At 35.3% G+C, this 15,701-nt stretch carries 17 protein-coding genes and 1 tRNA gene; 8 read left to right on the top strand and 10 right to left on the bottom strand.

Annotation, left to right across the window (positions count from 1 at the left end; all coding sequences use genetic code 11):
* Positions 1-75 precede the first annotated feature (75 nt).
* Positions 76-528, top strand: coding sequence for an NUDIX hydrolase (locus EHLA_RS08815; RefSeq protein WP_021907335.1), 453 nt, complete (start codon positions 76-78; stop codon positions 526-528).
* 192 nt (positions 529-720) lie between these two features.
* Here EHLA_RS08815 and EHLA_RS08810 read toward each other — a convergent pair.
* From EHLA_RS08810 to EHLA_RS08790, 5 genes are all read right to left on the bottom strand, one after another.
* A tRNA-Leu gene (locus tag EHLA_RS08810) sits at positions 721-800 on the bottom strand.
* Between the two features lie 81 nt (positions 801-881).
* Positions 882-1,601: a LytR/AlgR family response regulator transcription factor gene (locus EHLA_RS08805; RefSeq protein ID WP_096240371.1), complete on the bottom strand. Its 720-nt coding sequence runs from the start codon at positions 1,599-1,601 to the stop codon at positions 882-884.
* 293 nt (positions 1,602-1,894) lie between these two features.
* Positions 1,895-2,344, bottom strand: a complete 450-nt coding sequence (locus EHLA_RS08800) for a hypothetical protein (protein WP_096240369.1) — start codon at positions 2,342-2,344, stop codon at positions 1,895-1,897.
* Positions 2,345-2,565: 221 nt separating this feature from the next.
* The gene (locus tag EHLA_RS08795) at positions 2,566-3,015 is read right to left on the bottom strand and encodes a hypothetical protein (protein ID WP_096240367.1); all 450 of its coding nucleotides are present in this window, start codon (positions 3,013-3,015) and stop codon (positions 2,566-2,568) included.
* A 281-nt stretch (positions 3,016-3,296) separates the two neighbouring features.
* Entirely contained in the window at positions 3,297-4,127 is an 831-nt protein-coding gene (locus EHLA_RS08790; protein ID WP_096240365.1) for an EFR1 family ferrodoxin, read from the bottom strand.
* 267 nt (positions 4,128-4,394) lie between these two features.
* Here EHLA_RS08790 and EHLA_RS08785 point away from each other — a divergent pair, with 267 nt between their 5' ends.
* Positions 4,395-4,817 carry a Fur family transcriptional regulator gene (locus EHLA_RS08785; protein ID WP_096240363.1) on the top strand — a complete coding sequence of 141 codons (423 nt, stop codon included), beginning with the start codon at positions 4,395-4,397 and terminating at the stop codon, positions 4,815-4,817.
* A 400-nt stretch (positions 4,818-5,217) separates the two neighbouring features.
* On the opposite strand, the gene EHLA_RS08780 is transcribed toward EHLA_RS08785, so the two are convergent.
* On the bottom strand, positions 5,218-6,246 hold the full coding sequence (locus tag EHLA_RS08780) for a Gfo/Idh/MocA family protein (protein ID WP_021907436.1): 1,029 nt from the start codon (positions 6,244-6,246) through the stop codon (positions 5,218-5,220).
* Between the two features lie 87 nt (positions 6,247-6,333).
* The gene (locus tag EHLA_RS08775) at positions 6,334-7,140 is read right to left on the bottom strand and encodes a Cof-type HAD-IIB family hydrolase (RefSeq protein ID WP_096240361.1); all 807 of its coding nucleotides are present in this window, start codon (positions 7,138-7,140) and stop codon (positions 6,334-6,336) included.
* A gap of 256 nt (positions 7,141-7,396) precedes the next feature.
* Between EHLA_RS08775 and EHLA_RS08770 the strand changes: the two genes are divergently transcribed.
* Both EHLA_RS08770 and EHLA_RS08765 read left to right on the top strand, forming a co-directional pair.
* Positions 7,397-8,173 (top strand): DeoR/GlpR family DNA-binding transcription regulator, encoded by a 777-nt coding sequence (locus EHLA_RS08770; protein ID WP_096240359.1) that lies wholly within the window; start codon positions 7,397-7,399, stop codon positions 8,171-8,173.
* A gap of 60 nt (positions 8,174-8,233) precedes the next feature.
* Entirely contained in the window at positions 8,234-8,785 is a 552-nt protein-coding gene (locus tag EHLA_RS08765) for a flavodoxin family protein (RefSeq protein WP_096240357.1), read from the top strand.
* Between the two features lie 709 nt (positions 8,786-9,494).
* Here the strand turns inward: EHLA_RS08765 and thrH are convergent.
* Positions 9,495-10,100, bottom strand: a complete 606-nt coding sequence (gene thrH, locus EHLA_RS08760) for a bifunctional phosphoserine phosphatase/homoserine phosphotransferase ThrH (RefSeq protein ID WP_021906536.1) — start codon at positions 10,098-10,100, stop codon at positions 9,495-9,497.
* Between the two features lie 337 nt (positions 10,101-10,437).
* Between thrH and EHLA_RS08755 the strand changes: the two genes are divergently transcribed.
* Positions 10,438-11,112 (top strand): TVP38/TMEM64 family protein, encoded by a 675-nt coding sequence (locus EHLA_RS08755; protein WP_096240355.1) that lies wholly within the window; start codon positions 10,438-10,440, stop codon positions 11,110-11,112.
* Between the two features lie 19 nt (positions 11,113-11,131).
* Entirely contained in the window at positions 11,132-11,659 is a 528-nt protein-coding gene (locus EHLA_RS08750; protein WP_096240353.1) for a TetR/AcrR family transcriptional regulator, read from the top strand.
* On the opposite strand, the gene EHLA_RS08745 is transcribed toward EHLA_RS08750, so the two are convergent.
* Entirely contained in the window at positions 11,643-13,007 is a 1,365-nt protein-coding gene (locus EHLA_RS08745) for a radical SAM protein (RefSeq protein ID WP_096240351.1), read from the bottom strand. The two genes, EHLA_RS08750 and EHLA_RS08745, sit on opposite strands and share 17 nt — an antisense overlap.
* Positions 13,008-13,188: 181 nt before the next feature.
* Positions 13,189-13,446: a hypothetical protein gene (locus EHLA_RS08740; protein WP_096240350.1), complete on the bottom strand. Its 258-nt coding sequence runs from the start codon at positions 13,444-13,446 to the stop codon at positions 13,189-13,191.
* 152 nt (positions 13,447-13,598) lie between these two features.
* On the opposite strand from EHLA_RS08740, the gene EHLA_RS08735 reads away from it, so the two are divergent.
* Together EHLA_RS08735 and EHLA_RS08730 are read left to right on the top strand one after the other, a co-directional pair.
* Positions 13,599-14,012, top strand: a complete 414-nt coding sequence (locus EHLA_RS08735; protein WP_096240348.1) for an EamA family transporter — start codon at positions 13,599-13,601, stop codon at positions 14,010-14,012.
* Positions 14,013-14,321: 309 nt separating this feature from the next.
* Positions 14,322-15,689 (top strand): MATE family efflux transporter, encoded by a 1,368-nt coding sequence (locus EHLA_RS08730; protein ID WP_096240346.1) that lies wholly within the window; start codon positions 14,322-14,324, stop codon positions 15,687-15,689.
* Positions 15,690-15,701 lie beyond the last annotated feature (12 nt).

The raw sequence follows: 15,701 nt of genomic DNA, 5'->3' as shown, positions 1-15,701 counted from the left end.
AAACCTTCTGTTGATTTGGTATACTTAATATAAGTGTAGAACACACCAGAATTGTCAGCACAGGAGGATAGAGCAATGATTAAGGCGACAAGCTGCGGTGGTGTTGTAATATTTCGGGGAAAGATACTTCTGTTATATAAGAATTATAAGAACAGATATGACGGATGGGTTCTTCCAAAAGGAACAGTGGAGGCAGGAGAAGAATATAAAGAAACTGCCTTAAGAGAGGTTCATGAAGAGACAGGAGTAAAGGCTTCTGCAATAAAGTATGTAGGAAAGAGCCAGTATACTTTTAATACGGCACATGATGTTGTTGTAAAACAGGTGCATTGGTATTTGATGATGGCTGACAGCTATTACTCCAAGCCTCAAAAAGAAGAATATTTTGAAGATTCCGGCTACTATAAGTACCATGAAGCGTATCATTTGCTTCGATTTCCTAACGAACGGCAGATATTAGAAGATGCTTACCAGCAGTATATTGAATTAAAGAAAGCAGGACTGTGGGGGAACAAAAAGTATTTTTAAAAGAAGCTGTCGCTATTGCGACAGCTTTTATCTTTAAACTATGTTTAGAAGTGCACATTCTTGCGGAGCGGTTTGTTTTAAAAGAATATAATTTCATAAAATAAAAAAAGCCTTTTAGATAAAACATACGGTTATCTAAAAAACTCTGCAAATACTTTTGTACTATATGATACTATATACTAAAAAAAATGATGCCGCTGATGGGACTCGAACCCATATGGTTTCCCGTACGATTTTGAGTCGTATGCGTCTGCCAATTCCGCCACAGCGGCAGGTGTTAACAGTTATTAAAACTGCATAACCAACTTCTATATATTATCACTTAAATAATATATTGTCAAGAAAAATCTTATTTATGTAGTGTAAAATTCTTCTGACCAGACACATCCGGCAAAGGTTTTCTTTACATTTTCATAGCAGGTTCTGCTCACAGGGATGGAAATTTCATTTGATAAGATTGCGTGATGCCGGTCTAAATTTATAATATGCCGTCCATTTATAAGATAACTGCGGTGGGAGAGACAAAACCATGGACAAAGGCGCTCACTGATAGAATCTAATCTTTCCGGCGTTTGATAGACTCCATCTGCTGTATAAATATTTGTTGTGCGCATGATTCGTTCCAAATATAATATCTTGCTTTGTGGAAGACGAATATCATTCTGTTTTGTATGGATGATTAAATAAAGTTGATTTATCTTTTTTAGATGACGGATTGCCTTTTTCAATGCAGCTTGAAGATATTTATCTATATCTTTTTTTAAAATATAAAAGATGTGAGAGGTTTCATAAACAGAAGAAAAATAAGTAACATGATTCGTAATATATATAATTTGGGAATCCGGATGCCAGGCATTAATCTGTTTTACAGCCTCAATACCCGAAGCGGACTCAAATTCGGTGTCCATTAAAATAATATCATAAGCTTTCTCTTTGGCATGTATAGAATCTAGGAGATCCTTAGGATGATGAAAAATAGAAAATTCAGTTTCGATAGGACAGCATTGTTCCACCTTTTTGGCAATTTCCTGAGTAGTAATTTCATTATCGTCACAAATTGCAATTGAAATCATAAAATAATTTCCCCCCCTAAAATCTATTTTATATTATATAGTATTCTTTTCTTTATAAATATAGTTTATATTATATAATATTTTTGGCAATTTGCAAGTATATAATGAATAATAAATGGTTGTTCATGACATGAAATCGACATTTCATGTTATTAGTATTGAAAATAGATAAGAAAAAATATATAATACAATAGTACTTTGCATTTTGCATATGCCCGTCGGAAGTGAGTTTATTCTTTTGTGTTTCATTTCCGGCGGGTCTTTCATTTTCATTTTTTCTGTGGTGAATGAATTTAAAGATAGATTCTTAAGTCTTTGCGAAGATCTTCTTCAAGGCGGATGAGCTTTTCTGTAACCTTTTTGGATATTTCATCGGCCATCTTATATTGATTCAAATATTTATTTAAAGATTTAATTCCCATATTACAGCCATCAGTAATAAGCCCAGCAACAGTAGTATCACTTTCATTCATACCCATTTTAAAATTTGTTTTAATAAAAGACATACCCTTTGCAATTGGATCTGGTTCTTTTTGTTCTTCTTCATGATAATTAAGAAGAGAATGAATCTCTGATTCTAATTGTTCATGTGCATTCCTGCTGAGGGTGAGGATTTCATTTAGTTTTGGATTCTCTACTTTCTCTAAAATTTCATTAATAGATGAAATCGCCATTTTAGTTCCGGCATCGCATTCTTTTAAAAGTTTTGCGGTATCTGTAAGTTTTGTAGAATCTGTATGCATTTGGTTTCTCCTTTTAAATTTTTGATAACCATAGTATATAGAATCTGTTGAAATTTATTCAAAAGACAAAGTTACAAATTGTTCTGAAAAAATATTAAAAAAATCCCCTTATAGCAAATAATTCTGGTGTGGATTTATAATACAAATAGTATCCATAAGTATAACCATCCAAAATAAATGCTGTAAGAGGATTATTTTATTTCGTTTTTGTAAACGATAGATTAGATTTTTAATACTTTTTTTATTTGTGCTGCAAGCTGTGCTGCATCATTATGTCCAAAATAATCAATTCGATAGGTATGTTCTGCGGTTCCTTTGTCAACAAAGACTCGTCCCTTATCAACATCAACAATAATTCCGCTGTCCCCTGTATAAATAATCAGATTCTCTCCATGTCCGGTAAAAGATTCATGGGGAATAAAACTGTACCAGGTGCAGTGATATGTGTAATCTTCAAGAATCTCTATAATTTTTCGATATTCTACAGAGTTCGCAGACAGAGAAAAGGAAGATATATTTGTGTCATGTTCAGACAGGCTGACTGTCATAGCTGTTGTATCTGCTTCTTTTCTAAGAACCTTACGAAGAGGAAGTGGCCAGACCATAATTATGACAAAGATGATAATCATGATTGTGGAAACAACCAGAGTACGTTTTAAATATTTATTCATAAGTAACCTCCGCCCTTTTTATCTTATTATATCCTGTTGTTGTTTTTCGGTCAACATACTGGTAAAGGGATAGTGTAAGAAATAACTTTAACATCATCTGCTGTCATATTATAAGTATAGCCGATTTGTGTTTCTCAGATTGTACCGGATACCGCCGGAATGCCAATCTTTTTTTCGGATTCAAAAAAGCTGTCTAACGAAGCACATATTATATCTAAAACTGATTTTTCCATGTGAATTGCTCCTATTAGTATTTGTTTTATCTAGTATTTTTTGAGAAATTAGTTTGTAATTATAAACGTTGGTTCTTTTCGTTCAGCGTATGTATTTTCTAACATTTCTACATGAGAAAGAAACGCTTCGTCTACGAAATACTTTGCATGAGCCGGGCAGATTTTAATGCAGGCCTGACATTTTATGCATACGCTGGTTACCTTTGAAACATCTTCTTTCGAAATGCTGTTCATAGGACATTTTTTGACACAGAGACCACAGTGAGAGCATTTTTGAAGGTCTGTAAGTGGTGTGGCTTTTAAAAAACGTGCTGGTGTCAAATCTGCTTTAAGCGGTGTATAGTAAGGGGCAAGAGGAGTTGCGCGGTCATAATCTATTGCCATAGCAGTGGAATCGTCTTTCAAAAGTTGTGCGATATTTTTAGAAAAGGAATTTAGTTTTTTAAAATCTTGAATATCAGGTCTTCCTTTTGCAAGAGTGTCAGAAAAAGCATGCTGGCTTATCATTGCAGCCGCAGCCACAGGAATACATCCATTCTCTTCTGATAGGAGCAACAATTCACGCAATGCTTCATCATAGTTACGATTCCCATAAACACAGACAGAAATCACCGGAGTGTGTCCTGCACCTACGATACATTTCTTGAAATCAGGAAGAATCTTATTCGGAATTCTTCCAGCATAGACAGGAGTACCAATAATGACAAGAGAGTCATTTGGAAAATGATATTCTTTTTGTCTATTTTCTAAATATGTAAAGTCAACCAAATGTACCGGAAGTTCCAATGATCTGGATAAAGTATCAGCGATTGAAGATACTATTTTTTCTGTGCCCCCTGTGGGACTAAAATATAATGCATAAATTTGACGTAACACCATATTAAAATCTCTCTTTCTTTCTTGAATAGACAAACTGTTTGTTTTTCAAATAGTTCGTTTGATTTCATCTTTTTGTTGATTCAACAGTCGGTCAGAAAACTTAACCTTATTTTATGCATAATATAGAAGATTGTCAATTTAATTCATCTTGAATTCTTCTGGTGAACATTGACTAAAAAGAAAAACATGAGTAAAATAAAGATGAAATCATGACTATAAACGATATAGATATCATTGTAAGAACAAAAAAGGAAGTATACATACATTATGAAAGAAAGAAAACCTTACACAACGAAAAACCGATCAGAAATTCTTGATTATCTCAAAAAAAACTGTTCCTCTACAATAAGTGCAGCAGATATAAAAAGGCACCTTGAGGAAAAAGAAATCAGTGTAAATACAACGACCATATATCGTTTTCTTGATAAGCTCTGTGCGGAAAATATCATTATAAAGTATTCGGATGTAAATTCTGATAAAGCAGTTTATCAATATGCAGGAGAACAGGGGAATTGCCGGGAACATCTGCATTTGAAGTGTATAAAATGCGGAAAAGTAATGCATTTAGACTGCGGATTTATGGATGAATTAAGAAAACATATTATGGCAGAGCATCATTTTCAGTTACAATGTAGTGGGGATTTACTTCATGGACTTTGCGAAGAATGTACGAAGAATTCTGATTTGTGAGGCTGCGGAGCAGACGAACTCCTGAAGCTAAATAAAGCATATTGTGATTTTAGTCGCGGCGGTTTGAATGTTCGCTTACAGCGCTCACATCCAAACCTTGCTCCGAGGCCATAAACATGAAATGAAATATTAAGGATTGATACACAAAATATTATTATAATATCACAGCAATTTTACAATAATAAGCTAGAGTTCCTATATCTTCTGTTCTCATCCCCCAATCTTTTTCCACCGATTTGTAGGATTGGAATACACAGAACCCTCCTCCCCTGTAATCTATAAAAATGCGCCTTTGAGCAAGTTCAAGTTGCGGATGAGCAGCTTGGACGCAGTGAAACGAAGCATTTTTATAGATTACAGGGGAGGAGGGTTCGTCTGTTTATTTCTCCAACGCTACAAATCAGAATTTGATTCCAGCTTTGCTTCGGGCTTTTTCAAGAATGCTTACTACAGTCACTGATTCTGTTAATAGCTCATATGCAGCCTCATAATCTTTTTCATCAATGATTTTTGCAAAATCTAAAAATTCCTGAGTCATACGGTGGTGCTGTTCTGTTGCAATAAAGTGGTCTGTGATTGTAGCACGAACCATAGCACCAGCAGCATCACGAACCCGTTCTTTTACATTTTCATCAACGTAAGTGGTAGTAAGTTCGGAGGCAATATTTGGTTTGCTGTCTATTTTCATAAAGCCTTGTTCACCTTGAATAGAAACATATCCTGGGCTGTCAGAATCTTTGCTTCCGGTACATACAGCACTGAAACCATCATATACAAGAACCAAAGTTCCAGAAGTATCGATACCATTTGGACCGATGTTTGGATAGTAAGTGACATCTTTCGGTTCACCGAACAATCCAACACAATAATGAATATTGTAAACATTAATATCATAAAGTGCACCGCCATAATATGCAGGGTCAAAAGAGTGTGTGATATCTCCTTCCAAATATGCATCATACCGACTGGAATATTGGGAATAATTGCAAAGAGCCATACGAACAGTACCAAGTTTTTCAACATTTTTCTTCATCTCATAAAATACTTCATTGTGAAGTACCGTTACAGCCTCAAAAATAAACAATTTATTCTCTTCTGCAATTTGTTGTAATTCCTGTGCTTCTTTATAAAATCCAGTAAAAGGCTTTTCAAGGATAACATTTTTTCTGTGAAGAAGAGCTTCCTTTGCATAAGAATAATGTGCACTGTTGATTAGTCCGATATAAACCGTATCTGCTGCAGTTTCAGTAAGTAACTTTTCATAATCGGTATAAACTTCAGCGATATTATACTGCTTTGCAAAAGCCTCTGCTTTTTCTTTACTGTGAGGTCTGGCAAAGATAGCCGTTTTTTCAATTTCTTTTATTGGTTCGATTGCAAATAATGCATCTGCAATGATTTTTCCTGTTCCGATAAATGCAAGTTTCATAGTGTAGATCTCCTTGTGTTTTATTAAAAAAATGTTTTTAAATACATTTTAGTGTATCATAGAATTTCGTCAGTTTATCTCAACGAATTAAATCATTCCTAAATCTTTGAGAGCAACCGGAATTCCATCATGATTATTATCAAGAGTAACTTTTCCAGGAAATGTCTCCCGTATAGCTGCTGGAGCATTTCCCATTAAAACACCGCAGCCGGCTGCGTGAAGCATTTCCAAATCATTGTAATTATCGCCAAATGCTACGGAATCTTCGGTAGCAATGCCAATAGTCTCGCAGAACTTGCGGATACCTTTGGCTTTATTCATTCCGGCTGGCATAATTTCTAACAGGTAACTTGAGGATTTTACAATGGATAGAGTTGGAAATGCCTCTTTTAAATCTTCTTCAATCTGAAGAATGCACGCAGGGTTGCACATACAGAGAATTTTATTAACGACCGCATCATCCGGCAATAAAGTGACAGTTCCTTCTACGCTTTCTACTTCCACAACACTTTCTTCATGGAGAATACGAGCATCGGTTCTGTCATTTGTAATCCAGTTCTTTCCGGAATAGATGCCCCATGCAAGATCGAAATCTTTTTCTGTCATAAATTCGATAACAGTAGCTGCTGTCTGTCTGCTCATACCTTCATTTGAAAGAATCCGGCCGTTCATATCCTCAATCCATGCACCTCCGCATGCCACGATCGGACATTGGAAATGATGTTTTTTTAAAATGGGATAAATGCAGGAAGCACTTCGGGAAGAAATAATAACAAAAGGAATATTTTTCTTCTGAAGAGAAACAATCGCTTCAATGGTAGCAGTAGATACGATATGTTCCGATGTTAACAGTGTTCCGTCAATGTCGCTAAAAACAGCTTTATATGTTCTCATATGGGGTGTCTCCTTTAATAAAATTAGCCATGTCTTTCTGACGAGACTAGAATATCATTAAAAGAAACATAAGTAAACGTTTGAATATGTTTTATTTGCTTGAAAATACAACAAATAATGTTTGATAAAACATTTCAGTGGAGATATAATAAAAAAGACATTTAAACAGCAATATTAAATCAATACAAAGAAATATACTTTAACAAAATACATAATTTCGGAAATGATATTTATATTAGAAAGGAATAAATAACAGATGGAATATAAAAAAGAATTATCTGGAGTAAAGAGAAGAGAACGGATTATCAATGAACTTCGGGAACATGGAGAAGTTATCGTAAAAATCTTATCTGAACAATTTGGTGTATCCGAAATGACAATCCGAAGAGATTTGCATTTGTTAGAAGAACAGGGATATGCGACCATCCATTATGGTGGGGCATCACTTTTAGATAGACAAAATATAGGCTGTCAGAGCTTTTCTTTGAGAAAGGGTAAAGAATTAGAAAATAAAAGAAAAATCGCAAAAAAAGCGGCATCCTTTATAAAAGAAGGGGATGTACTCTTTATGGATACCAGTACAACTGTACTTGAGATTCTTACTTATATGCCGGCATTTCGAGTAAAAATCATTACTAATTCGGTACCTGTAATGGAGACTGTTTACCGGGATGAAAACATTGATCTCTACATGGCACCAGGTTTGTATCGTTCTTTGGGAGGACCACTTGATTATACAACTGCAGAATATTTGTCCCGTTTTCATTATAATAAAGCTTTTTTTGGTTCAAACAGCTATGATCCGGTATTTGGTGCATCTGCAGCAGAAGAGATTGAAGCAGCCGTAAAAAAATGTGTACTTGGGAATTCAGACGAGAATTATCTTTTAGTTGATCATTCGAAAATGGGAAAAAGGAGTTTTGTAAAGTATGCTGATACAGTAGATTATACAGACATTTTATCCGATGAAGAATTAGATATTGATTGGAGAACAAAAATCATTCAAAATGGAGGAAGTTTAATATTGTGTTAAGTTGTAATTTGCTTCCATCATTTTATAGTGTTATAATACTATTATAAAGGAGGAATTTAAATGGGTAAAAAAGTATTGATTATTACGGGAAGTCCAAGACAAAAGGGTAACACAAACGCTTTGGCAACTGCATTTGCAAGCGGAGCTGTAGCAGCAGGGAATGAAGTAGAAGTTTTTGATGCTGCTACTGCAAATTTACATGGTTGTTCCGGGGACAAGAGCTGTGAACAGCGTGGTTATTGCGGTCAGAAAGACGATGGGGTACAAATGAATGAACTCATGCGTCAGGCAGATGTTCTTGTATTGGTATCTCCAATTTACTGGAGTGGATTTACATCACAGATAAAGAGAGCTATTGACCGTTTTTATCAGTTCAGTTTTCCAAAAGGTAGAGAAACGTTACATATCAAAGAATTATATTTGATTGCGGCATCAGCCAATCCAGATCCAGCAATGTTTAATGATGTTGTTCATGCTTATGAACAGCTTTGTGAGTTACTGCATTTTGATAAAGGAGGAACACTTCTTTGTCCTGGTCTTGCCGGAGAAGATGATCTCGAAGACCATAAAGAATTTTTAGAAAATGCAATAAAAATGGGCTTTACTATTTAATTCATTAGGGAACAGAGGAAAATAAAAATACTAGACCATCGCAACTGTAAAGATATCACTGCGTAGAAAATGCCTGTTCGGCATTTTTACTTGTTCCCACATTACATTTGCGATGGTCTAGTATTTTTATTTTCTGTTTGTTGGCTTCACGTGAATGAATTCAATAGTCTTTGAGAAGGATAAGAGGGGAGAAGTCAGAAGACTACTGCTACCCAGAAAGTATGCCTGCCCGCATTTTTACTTGCTCTCACATTATACAGTTGCGATGCTCTTTCCACTATGCTGACTTTTTTAAGTTTCACTGATGATAAGATGATACTGCAAGCTATCGCTGTACATGATACATTTATCATTATATTGTCGCAATATATTGTTTTTATCAATGCATGTCATACGTTGCATGATGCACATCTCGTAGCAAGATAACTCTAAAGGTGATTACTTTATTTTTTGTAAAATGATAAGCCCTTTTTCTTTTCTACTCGTTATAGAAAGAAAATAATCGTCTGGACGATATATCTTCCGAGCAAGTAGAAGACTTCTGACTTCTCCCCCTTATCCTGCCAAAAAACAGAAAAAAGAAATAATCCCATATCCCAGATGCGGCTTCGGAGCGTGTTTAAGATGCGGATGAGCATCTTAAACACAGCGACTACAGAGCAGATGGGATATGGGATTATTTCTTTTTTCGTCTGTTTCCCCTAATGAATCAAATAGTAATTACCTTTTTGATTGCATCATAAAGTTCATCATATGTTTCATAAGCAGGAATTTCAGGATATTCTGCTTTAATGGCATCAGTACTCTTAAATAAGAATCCTGCCTTGCTTGCCTGAATCATACCAAGGTCATTGTGACTGTCTCCGCTGGCGATCGTATCATAACCGATAGACTGAAGAGCTTTAACAGTAGTATACTTGGATTTTTCACAACGCATTTTGAAATCAACGATTTCTCCGTTATCTGCTACAACAAGAGAGTTGCAAAAGATAGTAGGGTAACCGAGTTTCTTCATGAGTGGTCCTGCAAATTGGGAGAAAGTATCGCTGAGGATAATAACCTGTGTCAGCTCTTTTAATTTATCTAAGAATTCTTTCGCTCCCGGGATTGGGTCAATCTTTGCTATTGTTTCCTGAATTTCTTTTAAACCAAGTCCATGTTCTTTTAAAATGTTAAGACGATACTTCATTAATTTATCATAATCCGGTTCGTCTCGTGTTGTTCTTTTTAATTCAGGGATTCCGGTTTCTTCTGCAAATGCGATCCAGATTTCTGGTACTAATACACCTTCTAAGTCTAAACAAACGATTTCCATGCTGCCTCCATTTCCGATACGATATTAATGTAGTATAAATAATACCGTTTCTTAGCTTTTTAGTAATATTCAGATTCCATTATAGTAGGAAATTCAAAAAATCGCTATAAAAATTTTTATTTTTTTATCTTTTATAAAATTAGACAAAATGAGAAGTGTGCATAAAAACTGGATATTTATAGAATAATTGACTCTTTTCTGTGATACAAATATTTGTTAGCATTAAAAAATATGGAAACAAAATGAGTTCTAGTTTGTATTTTAAAAGAAAGATAGCCGTTGTTTGTTCATACTACAGGAGAAAGAAGTTCTGCTATGGAAAAGGAAAGGAGTTATTATGGAAAAGAAAGAATATATAAAGATGTTGATACCGGCTTTTGCCATTGGTATAATTATAGTTATACTTGTTGTGGCTATGAGAAATACAGAGGGAGCACTATCTGTAAAAACGGTTTTAAAATATACACCGGAAAATACATGTCTTGCGATGGCAGTACTTTTTTTGTTTTTTGCTTTAAAAAGTCTTACAGTAATCTTACCACTGTCAGCACTTTATCTGGCAAGTGGTATTTTGTTTTCGCCGTTCAGGGCACTGTTTGTTAGTACCGTTGGTCTTGCTATTACACTTACGATTCCATATCTGATTGGATATTTTAGTGGGAAAAAAGTTGTGCGGAGCATTCAGGAAAGGTATCCAAAGACACAAAAAATTATGGAATATCAAAAGGAAAATACTTTTTTTTCCTGTTTTATTACAAGAATAGTAGGTGTTTTGCCAGGAGATATTGTCAGTTTGTATTTTGGAGCCTGTAATACAAGATATGATATTTATTTGATTGCAGGTATTGCAGGTTCTTTGTTGAGTATTGTAACAACAACGATTTTAGGAGAAAAAATAAGTCATCCGTTTTCTATTGGATTTTTTGTGGTATTATTGTGTAGAGTGCTGGTATCAGCCGGTTCGATTTTTATAAATTACACTTTAAATAAAAGAAAAGAGGAAGATTTTTAAAATATAATAAGGAGACAAGATGAAGCGCACAAAAGAATTACTTACAGATACATTTTGGGAACTTTTAGAGGAGAAGGCCTATAGCAAGATTACGGTAAATGATATCGTAAATCGATGTGATGTGAATAGAAATACCTTCTATTATCATTTTCAGGATATCCCATCCTTGATGATTAATTCTATTGAAAAATGGGCGGATGGGATTATAAAAGAATATGCAATATCAGAGAAATCAGTGAATTGTCTTTCCTATATGGCACAGGAGTGTACAAAAAGAAAAAAGGCAATGCTTCATTTATTTCGTTCTGTTGAAAAAGAAAAACTTTTATCCAATATGAACGAGATAGCATATCACATCATCTGTACTTATGCGAATGAGATGAAGGAAAAAAGAAACATTTCAGAGCAGGACAAAGAAACACTTATACAATGTTATAAGTGTTTCTTTGTTGGCAGCCTCCTCGAATGGTTAGAAAGGGATGCGACCTTCGATTTAGGGAAATTTTATGAGGATGCCTATAGGATGCTCTCTAATTTAAGGAAATAGATGACGTTTTTCTTTTTTTGTTTTCCTGCCAGAGTTTATCTGCGGAAACTTTCCAATGTTTTGCATAGTTATCGCATTTAGCACAAAGATGCTCTGCACTTTCCGGTGATTGTAGATCAGTGGAATGTGCGCCAGACTCATTTACCATTGCCCGAAGTTTTTGAGGGTTTTCAAGCATTGGACAAGGACGGAGCATATTTTCATTAAATGGCTGATTTGCATGATATGCCATTAACATAGGAGAGCGGAGTGCCTGTAGTAGTGTTTTTTCACGAATATTAGAATCTGAATAATGGATAAATACACAAGGATCAATGTCTCCGTTGGCATTAATATGTAAATAGCGGCGGCCACCCGCAATACATCCCCCGACATACTCCGCATCATTTTGAAAATCCATTGCAAATAATGGTTTTGTGGCACGATATTTACGGATTTTTTCATAAACACCAATACGCTGCTCTGGCGTAGGAAGAAGCTGCGGTGCGGCATCGTTTCCAACAGGCATATAGTGAAAGTACCATACGAAATATGCACCGAGGTCGATCAGAGAATCATAGAATTCCTCCGAAGTGATCGAGTTATAGTTTGCACTCGTATAACAGCAGGATATTCCATAAATAAGCTTTTTCTTTCGGAGAAGTTCCATTGCGTGGATTACTTTTTGATATACGCCATTTCCGCGCCGGTCATCTGTTGCTTCTTCAAATCCTTCCAGCGAAATAGCAGGGACTAAATTGCCTACACGAAGCATTTCATTTGCAAAATATTCATCGATTAAAGTAGCATTCGTGAAGCACAGGAAAACACAGTCTGAATGTTTTTCACATAATTTAATTAAATCTTTCTTTCGGACAAGAGGTTCACCACCGGTATAAATGTACATATATACCCCTAGTTCTTTGCCCTGGCATATAATATCATCAATCTCATCATAAGTCAGATTTAATTTATGCCCATATTCAGCGGCCCAGCATCCTGTACAGTGCAGATTACAGGCAGAAGTTGGATCAAGAAGAATTGCCCAAGGAATATTACAATTATACTTTTGGCGTAATTTTTCTTCTTTTGGCCAGCCTGTTAAAGCTGCGTTGATGAAAAAATTAACTGCCAGTGTTTTTGTCACGTGAGGATCAACATCTTTAAAGAGTTTTCGGATATATGAGTAATAGGGATGTTCCGGATTCTCTATCGCTTCGCGAATCATTTCCCTCTGAAAAGGGAATTGACCTTGAGAAAATTTATCAGCCCAGTCCATTATCTTATTCATATTTTTGTCCGGATCTTTGTAAATATAGTTAAAGGTCTGCTCAATTCCAAGTTTTTTTAAAGTATTTGCTGCATTCATCTTAACTTCCTCCTTATGTTCCGTATTTTTTAGCCGGAAGCGATTTAACACTATTTTATTTCATATCATTTTTATGAACAATGGACAAAATAAATGACAATATCCAAAAAATGGACAAGGCAGTGATAAATGTCTAACATTAGAGAAAAAATGAACAAAAAGAGAAGGCATTCCTGTACTTTTAAGCATCAAAATCTGTCTGATAGATTCCCTCAGGAGTGCGTATTGTTAAGAGTCCAAGATTAAATCCGTCGTCTTGAATGGTAATATGGTATTCCAAAATGACATCTTCTTCAAATTTTGATAGAAGTAAATAGGTTCCGTTTTCTTTGTCTTCAATCTGGTCACAAATATCATTATAGACATCTCTCCCGGAGATTTCTTTTGGGTAACCAGATTCCTTTATTTTTTCTTCGATTGCTTTGTAGAGTTTATTCATGTTTGTCTCACTTTCCTGTATATATTTTTTGAGTATTATAGCATAAGGGAAAACAAAAAAGATACTGTTCTTCACTATATAGTTTGAAAATGAATAAAAAATGATGTATTATTAAAAAAGTATAAAAAGCAGATATGGCAGGAGGGGAACATATGTGGTTTATATTTGCATTATTATCGGCAGTCTTTGCTGCCCTAACTTCCATTTTGGCGAAAGTAGGAATCAATGGAGTTAATTCAAATCTGGCAACGGCAATCAGAACAGTTGTTGTTGTTATTATGGCATGGGGAATGGTTTTTCTGACGAATGCGCAAAATGGTCTTTTCGGAATCAGCAGAAAAAGCTGGTTGTTTTTGATTTTATCGGGGTTAGCAACAGGTGCTTCCTGGTTATGTTATTATAAGGCATTACAGATTGGTGAAGCATCTAAGGTTGTTCCAATTGATAAATTGAGTGTGGTTATTACGTTGATATTGGCGTTTATATTTTTACATGAAACATTTACGACAAAATCATTGATCGGATGCATTTTAATTGGAGTCGGAACACTGATAATGGTTTTGTGATTTCAAAAAGAATGGTAAGGAAGCCGTATGCTAGAGAACCATCAACTCGAATAAAATATTGCGATGCCGATAAGGCATTTACGATAAAGGTACTTGAAGAATAAAAAATTTTTGTTTGACTTTTTAAAAAACAGGAAATATAATTATAACAAACGAGTAGCAAGTAAGCGTAAATCCAGTTTACCAGCTGCTCGTTTTTTTGTTAAAAACTAATATTGCGTAAAAAAGTGTGTAGCCTGTCAGCGTAAGTCCAGCTTATATGACAAGGCACACACTTTTTTTGTGCAAAAAGAGAGGAGCTAAAACAAAATGGCAGAAAGTAACAAGATGAAAGATATGTCAGTGAATAAGCTGATGATCCAGATGGGAATTCCAATGATCCTATCTATGGCATTGCAGGCGGTCTATAACATTGTAGACAGTGCATTTGTAGGAAATATGAGAGTAGGAAGTGAAGCGGCATTAAATGCACTGACGCTCGTATTCCCGGTGCAGATGCTTATGGTTGCGGTGGGAATCGGAACAGGTGTAGGAACCAATGCACTTCTTGCAAGGACACTCGGACAGGGAAACAGCAAAAAAGCTGCAAAGGTAGCAGGAAACAGCTTGTTTCTTGGTGTGATTATTTATGTGGTTTGTTTCTTGTTTGGTATCTTTGGGGTAAAAGCATATATTTCATCGCAGACAGTAGATACAGAAGTGCTTGAGATGGGAGTCAGCTATTTGAGGATATGCTGCGTGATTTCTTTTGGTATTATCTTCTTTTCATTATTTGAAAAGTTATTGCAGGCAACAGGTCGTTCTCTTTATTCTACAATCGGACAGGTGGTTGGTGCAGTTGTAAATATTATTCTTGATCCAATTATGATCTATGGTATCGGTCCGGTTCCGGAAATGGGTGTAAAAGGTGCAGCTTATGCAACGGTAATTGGTCAGGTAGCATCCGCAGTGTTACTGTTCATTTTTCATATGAAATTGAATAAAGAATTTGAACATGATGCGAAATATATGAAGCCGGATACTGGTATTATAAAAGAAATTTATGCAATTGGACTTCCAGCAATTATTGCTCAGGCTCTGATGTCTATTATGGTTTATGTAATGAATCTGATTTTGAAGTTCAATCCGTCAGCGCAGACAGCCTATGGGTTATTTTATAAAGTTCAGCAGTTTGTTCTCTTCCTTGCGTTTGGTCTGCGAGATGCGATTACTCCAATCATTGCATTTGCTTATGGAATGAGAAGTAAAAAAAGAATTCAGGATGGAATCAAATATGGACTTCTCTATACGATTGTATTAATGATTTTGGAAATTGCAATTACAGAGATTTTCCCTGGAGCTTTTGCAACGCTGTTTAATGCAGGACAGTCAAGAGAATATTTTATCAGTGCGATGAGAGTGATTTCTATTAGTTTTCTGTTTGCGGGAATTAATGTTGCTTATCAGGGAATTTATCAGGCGCTGGATGGTGGTATAGAATCATTGGTTATTTCACTTCTAAGACAGCTTATTATCATTCTGCCACTGGCAGGAGTCTTTTCTTTATTTGTCAGAAATGGTCAGATGGGAATCTCCCTGATCTGGTGGGCGTTTCCGATTACCGAAGTCATTGCATGTCTGGCAGGATATGTATTTTTAAAGAAAATCAGAAAAAATAAGGTCGATGTTTTAAATTAAGGAGGAACTGGA

Origin of the sequence: Anaerobutyricum hallii (assembly GCF_900209925.1) — a bacterium.
GTDB classification, from domain to species: Bacteria; Bacillota; Clostridia; order Lachnospirales; family Lachnospiraceae; genus Anaerobutyricum; species Anaerobutyricum soehngenii.
This window is presented reverse-complemented; position numbering and strand designations above follow the sequence as displayed.

Excerpts from the sequence above, each read along its gene's own strand:
- EHLA_RS08730 (WP_096240346.1), top strand. The coding sequence starts at position 14,322 with ATGGCAGAAAGTAACAAGATGAAAGATATGTCAGTGAATAAGCTGATG.
- EHLA_RS08735 (WP_096240348.1), top strand. The coding sequence starts at position 13,599 with ATGTGGTTTATATTTGCATTATTATCGGCAGTCTTTGCTGCCCTAACT.
- EHLA_RS08785 (WP_096240363.1), top strand. The coding sequence starts at position 4,395 with ATGAAAGAAAGAAAACCTTACACAACGAAAAACCGATCAGAAATTCTT.
- EHLA_RS08770 (WP_096240359.1), top strand. The coding sequence starts at position 7,397 with ATGGAATATAAAAAAGAATTATCTGGAGTAAAGAGAAGAGAACGGATT.
- EHLA_RS08750 (WP_096240353.1), top strand. The coding sequence starts at position 11,132 with ATGAAGCGCACAAAAGAATTACTTACAGATACATTTTGGGAACTTTTA.
- EHLA_RS08780 (WP_021907436.1), bottom strand. The coding sequence starts at position 6,246 with ATGAAACTTGCATTTATCGGAACAGGAAAAATCATTGCAGATGCATTA.
- EHLA_RS08800 (WP_096240369.1), bottom strand. The coding sequence starts at position 2,344 with ATGCATACAGATTCTACAAAACTTACAGATACCGCAAAACTTTTAAAA.
- EHLA_RS08755 (WP_096240355.1), top strand. The coding sequence starts at position 10,438 with ATGGAAAAGAAAGAATATATAAAGATGTTGATACCGGCTTTTGCCATT.
- EHLA_RS08805 (WP_096240371.1), bottom strand. The coding sequence starts at position 1,601 with ATGATTTCAATTGCAATTTGTGACGATAATGAAATTACTACTCAGGAA.
- EHLA_RS08790 (WP_096240365.1), bottom strand. The coding sequence starts at position 4,127 with ATGGTGTTACGTCAAATTTATGCATTATATTTTAGTCCCACAGGGGGC.
- EHLA_RS08775 (WP_096240361.1), bottom strand. The coding sequence starts at position 7,140 with ATGAGAACATATAAAGCTGTTTTTAGCGACATTGACGGAACACTGTTA.
- EHLA_RS08795 (WP_096240367.1), bottom strand. The coding sequence starts at position 3,015 with ATGAATAAATATTTAAAACGTACTCTGGTTGTTTCCACAATCATGATT.
- EHLA_RS08745 (WP_096240351.1), bottom strand. The coding sequence starts at position 13,007 with ATGAATGCAGCAAATACTTTAAAAAAACTTGGAATTGAGCAGACCTTT.
- EHLA_RS08815 (WP_021907335.1), top strand. The coding sequence starts at position 76 with ATGATTAAGGCGACAAGCTGCGGTGGTGTTGTAATATTTCGGGGAAAG.
- thrH (WP_021906536.1), bottom strand. The coding sequence starts at position 10,100 with ATGGAAATCGTTTGTTTAGACTTAGAAGGTGTATTAGTACCAGAAATC.
- EHLA_RS08740 (WP_096240350.1), bottom strand. The coding sequence starts at position 13,446 with ATGAATAAACTCTACAAAGCAATCGAAGAAAAAATAAAGGAATCTGGT.
- EHLA_RS08765 (WP_096240357.1), top strand. The coding sequence starts at position 8,234 with ATGGGTAAAAAAGTATTGATTATTACGGGAAGTCCAAGACAAAAGGGT.